Origin of the sequence: Vibrio sp. MM46, from assembly GCF_027587135.1 — a bacterium.
GTDB lineage: Bacteria > Pseudomonadota > Gammaproteobacteria > Enterobacterales > Vibrionaceae > Vibrio > Vibrio harveyi.
Window position 1 is genome coordinate 1 of the sequence record NZ_JAPPTO010000059.1, and the last position, 4892, is coordinate 4892.

Annotated in this window: 2 protein-coding genes; both read right to left on the reverse strand. The window is 46.8% G+C overall.

All coding sequences use genetic code 11. The features are described 5' to 3' along the window. Positions 1-3970: conjugative transfer relaxase/helicase TraI (traI, locus tag OH459_RS27695; RefSeq protein WP_269989796.1), on the reverse strand; the 3970-nt coding region annotated here is incomplete at its 3' end. A 212-nt stretch (positions 3971-4182) separates the two neighbouring features. Then, on the reverse strand, positions 4183-4692 hold the full coding sequence (locus OH459_RS27700) for a hypothetical protein (RefSeq protein ID WP_050926503.1): 510 nt from the start codon (positions 4690-4692) through the stop codon (positions 4183-4185). Between the last annotated feature and the right edge of the window lie 200 nt (positions 4693-4892).

Consider the following 4892-nt stretch of genomic DNA (forward strand, 5'->3'; position numbering starts at 1 on the left):
TGTATTCCCCAGGCTTGGTACTCAGTACCAAGCCTTTTTGGTAGGGCATCATGGTGGTGAGCTCTTCCCCAGTAGCACCGATAGAGCGTAGCCGAGTTGTGATGACGTTCTCTTTGCCGATTTCTTGGGTTTTCATTAACCCGACCCGGATGTATTCGGTTATCGTGTCACGCTCCTTGTTGGTGTAAGCGATGATAAGCGTATTCTCTCGCGTCTCAGGTGTGCGCTCTAGATAATCTTTGGCGACCATGTAGGGCAGTTTTTCTGTGGCTTCTAACTGCGCCTTGTGTCGGTCTTTACGGTGTTCATCCAGCGTAGAGATGACATGCTGACGGTTGCCTTGAGTATCAGGGGATTGCTGTTGGAGCTTATCCAGGGCGCTTTGTGGCTGCTTATCAATGGTGTTTTGCGCCGCATTAAGTAAGGTGTCGTTTTGCTGACGGATGATATCGGTCATGTAAGCGGTATCGATGCGTCCCTGACTCATAGCCAGTTCAAACGGCTTACCAGCACTCAGGGACAGTAGCTGCTCTTTATCGCCAAGGAAGGTGGTCTTGGACTGACTGTCATTGACCAGTTTGGTGAACTCATCGGCTTGCTTGTTGCTGACCATGGAGCTTTCATCAAGAAAGAACAAGGTGTGTTGATAGTCGCTGGCGGTTCGGTTGCCTTGTCTGATGTCAGATAATAAGCTTTCCAGGGTTTGCGCTTTCACGCCTTTGCTTTCGAGCTCTGCGACGGCAGCGTGAGTGGGCGCAAGCCCAATCACGTTTTGCTCAGGCAGTTGGCTGGTTTCTCTCACCAATTGGATAAGTTCAATGTTGGACTCAAGCATGGTGGACTTGCCTGTGCCGGCTAAACCTTGAATGGCAACAAAGCTGTTTTTGGTGGTTGATATAAGGGTAATGGCGTCTTTTTGTCCTTGGGTTAAGCGAGGCTTGGTATCGAGAAAAGCTTGCACCTGCCTAGAGGTAGCAAAGGGCTGATGTTTGCCTTTGCCATCATCGATGTTTTGCAAGATACGCTTTTCTGTATCGAGTGCCGCTTGTGTCGTCCAGCGTGTTCCATCACTGTATTCTGCAGAGAGGGTGTCACTGCGTTTTCCCAGTTCGGTTTCAATCTGCTCTTTGGTGATAGAGCCACCGGCTTCTTCAAAAGCGTAACGAACCGCTTCGACCACTAACGCTTTTTGGCTAAACGCAGCTTCTTTCTCTGAAAGGTGGTTGAGGGCAAAGCTGACCGCTTTTTCGATAAGTGGGGCGTTTTGCGCTTTTGCCAGTGCCGATAGTGCCTGACTGACATCTTGCTTTAACAAAGCTTGGGTGGTGTCGTTTAGGTAACGGTCGTTGATGTTTTGTGTCTGCAATACACGCTCAATCGCTGACGGGGAGACCTGTTCTTTTTCTAAGGCGCTTTGGGCCTTGTCGGGCTTGTCGGTGAAGATATCAAGGCGACCTGTTTTCTCGGTGAGGTCATTTATCAGTGGTTTTGACAGAGTGAAGGCTTTTGCTGAGAGTAGGGTGTGTTCTTTTTTCTCGATATGGTTGGCACCATGAACGTAGTCGTATTGCAGTGGTGCGTCTTTTAAGCTTTCTAAGCTTAGGTGCTGAGTCTTACCGTTTCCCTCAAGAGTAATATTGTGGTTGTTTATGTCAGTGACAAGGTAACGTTGATTTACCTCTAAACCAGAAGGGAAGTGTTTGCCTAACGTGCTAAGGCGCTCACCTTTGGCAATGTTCAAACTCTGTGGTTTGCTGATTTGCATCTTCATAGCTTTAAAGGCTCGGCTGGATGGGTCAAACGTGTGTGACTGCCCGTCGTGTTTGTTGAGTGTTGTCATGGTGTTGCTCTCTTTGTCGATACTGGCAATGACAAAGCTTTGGGGTTTGCCGTCATCCCAATGAGTGAGTGTCATGCCTGGTTTGTAGTGCTGAACAAGCGGCTGCTGCGCTTTAGAGAGGTAGTGGGGGACTTGAGTGAAGAGGGTGGTTTCGTGCCTTCCCAGGGCGGCGGTGTTTTTGAGTCTATCTCGAATGGCTTCGGTTAATCGCCGTTGCTCAACACTGGAAGTGGCAATCACTTGGGTGTTGGCTTTGTCTGGTAAGTCGGCGTACACCCGAGCTATCCTATCGGTGTCATTCTCATGCAGTTTTACGTCTGTTTCGATAGGTTTACTGCTTACCCAAATATGGCTCTCTACATTGCCTTTTTGATACAGCGAGATAGCATTGTTGGCTTTAAATCCTTGACGGCTAGAAACGCGGTTTAACAGGACGACTTTGCTGTTGGACTGTTTGGCTTTGTCGGTCAGGGCTAACAGTTCATTAGCGCTCATCTTATTAGCGTCATCGATGAGCAAGACGTCTTTATTGGTCAGCGGCGTGTCACTTTGCAGCAAGCTATGGGTGGTGTGGCGCTGCTCTGGTGAAAAAGCATTGGCTATCCAGGCTCCAAGCGTTTTGCTTTGCCTTTGTAGGCTCTCCATCCCTTCTGCCTTGGCTTTTGTGCTTTGGGAGACGAACTGAACCCGTTTACCACTGTGGTTTCCCACGTTAAGCAGCTGCTGCGCAATGCTTTGTGATGAGCCATGCACATTTACTACGTGGAACTGTTTGGTGGAGTGGTAAAGGTTGGTAAGCATACGTTGCTGACTTTCAGGAATGGCGAGCTTGTCTAGGACTTTGGGTGCTACGTGGGTACGCATGTGATGTGCTCGCCCTTGTGTGCTGTCGATAAGCGCTTTCTCGTTATCAATTAAGCCTTTGGTGGTGTATTGCCCTTTTTCTGCCAGTGGGATAAGCGTCCCTTCTTTTATCCATTCATCTGCGAGGTTTTTTACGTCAATGGCGTTGGCTTGAATATCGCCTTTGGTAAAATCAGAAACCGCTAATTCAATGATTTTTTCCAAGCGAAGGGCTGTATTGTTTTGTTCAAGATGAGAAATAGCGCGCGACAGGGCTTCTTGAGCGATTAAGGCTGGCTGAAATTCTTGTTTAGTGAATTGTTGTGCATTCTTCACCAACTCTTCGGGCTTATACCCCATATCTTTGATTTGCTGCTGCCACTTTGTGGTGAGCTCACCGTTGCTCAGGTAGGTTTTACTTTTACGGGTATCGAGGGCTGCCATATCCCTTGCTGCTTGTGTGTCTCCAAAGTTTAAGGCTTGTTGGTTGATTTGCTGTGTTCGAGTGGAAGAGTTTTCGATGAGTGGTTGCGGTATACCAGATATGTCTATCTGTCCATTGCCTAGTCCATGGGTTTGATAGCCAATTCTTTCAACGTCGTGTGCTATCTTACTGTGAAATAGTGCTGTGTAATATTTTTGGAAGTTATAGATGCGCTCGCTTGTACCATTGATGACGCCGCCTTTTTGCTTGATGGTTGAAGCGAGTGAGCGCAGTTGCCCTTCCTGGTCTCGTGTCATGTTTGGCGCTAATAAGTGGTAATGAAGCTGCATGTCGTTTTCACGGCTGGTCTTATGACCAATGGCTGCAAAAATCATGTTACCGGTATTGATGTATTCACGTTCACCTTCTTTATTGGTTGACGTGACTTGTGCGGTGTCTTTTTCAATTTCATCGGCGACAAACTTAACGGCGTCCTTGAGTATGCCGAGTAAGCGCATATCACCACCACCTAATGCGGCAATGGAGAAGCCTTTTGATACGGATAAAGTCAGATCTAAACCGCATTTATGATCGTCTCTTTTCCCCTTGATGGTTTCATCCCCAAGGTTGCCAGATAACACAGACTCTAATGTCTCCTGTTCGACGGCTTTGCTTAGCAGTCCGGCTTCTTCTGCAAGCTTGCCATACCAGAACGTATTTTCTCCTTGGTCTTTTTCTTTGAGGTAGTAGTTGTCGCCAGCGTCTTTCTCTAAAGAGACGTCAGGCAGGTCTTTGGGGTTTTCTTCGCTTAGGTAGTATTTGGCAGCGCCAGAAGCAGATTTGAGTGGGCTGATAGAAAGCATGTGTATTTTCCTTATGAAAATACCGCGAGCCAAAAAGGCGCACCCAAAACAGAGAGAATCAACGAACAACACTAAGCAGAATGACCATTCATCTTAGTGCGACAAGGAAGGTAATACCTGTTTAGTTGATGAGTTTTGGGTGCGATAGGAGTATATCAGAGAAATGAGTTTTGGCTAGCGGCTGGGTGATGGAGTCGACGTCGTGAGTAATGTTATTGCTGCTCTTTTAATCGCAATGTATTCATTTTGTTTGAATAGTTGGCAAACTCATCGGAAGGTGCACCAATGGCGTGGCAAAACAGGTCAATACAAGATTGCAGATTGTGCAAAGCGTTATCATGCCCAGAAAGAGAATGGGGAGCACGAATAGAAAGAGCATCATGGGTGATTTGTAATATCTCTTCGAGCGCATTTTTATTGAGGTTGTCGTTGTAGCGACAATCGAGCAAAGCGCCGGCCATGATGTTGATAGCAAAAAACGCCATACTATTGAGTTCTCGATACGCTTCCTTGTGCAACAAAGAGGTCGGTATATTGGTTAGTCGCTTGGTCGCTTCTTGATTAACGTTTTTCCAATACCGCTTATTCACAGTGCTGCCACGAGTAAAGTGCGCGACGAACGTATCTTCCCAGTATGGTATATCGACGAAGTGGCGTTTTAGTTCTTCTATACACCAGTTGACGTCTTGTTCAAATTGAGGCGTATCAATGTGTTTTTTCATTTTCTTTCCTTAGGTAATACCAATCAGCACTAACAGCATGTTTTGAGCGGATGAGTGTTTTTAAAATGAAAGGGCGGTGTGTTCTCAATCGAGCTGATTGAAGCTCGAATCGATAAATAAAACACTGCCATAGCAAAATCGGTTTAATGATGTGACATCGTCAATGAACTCATAGAGCCATTCGGGGCATTGATCATTGC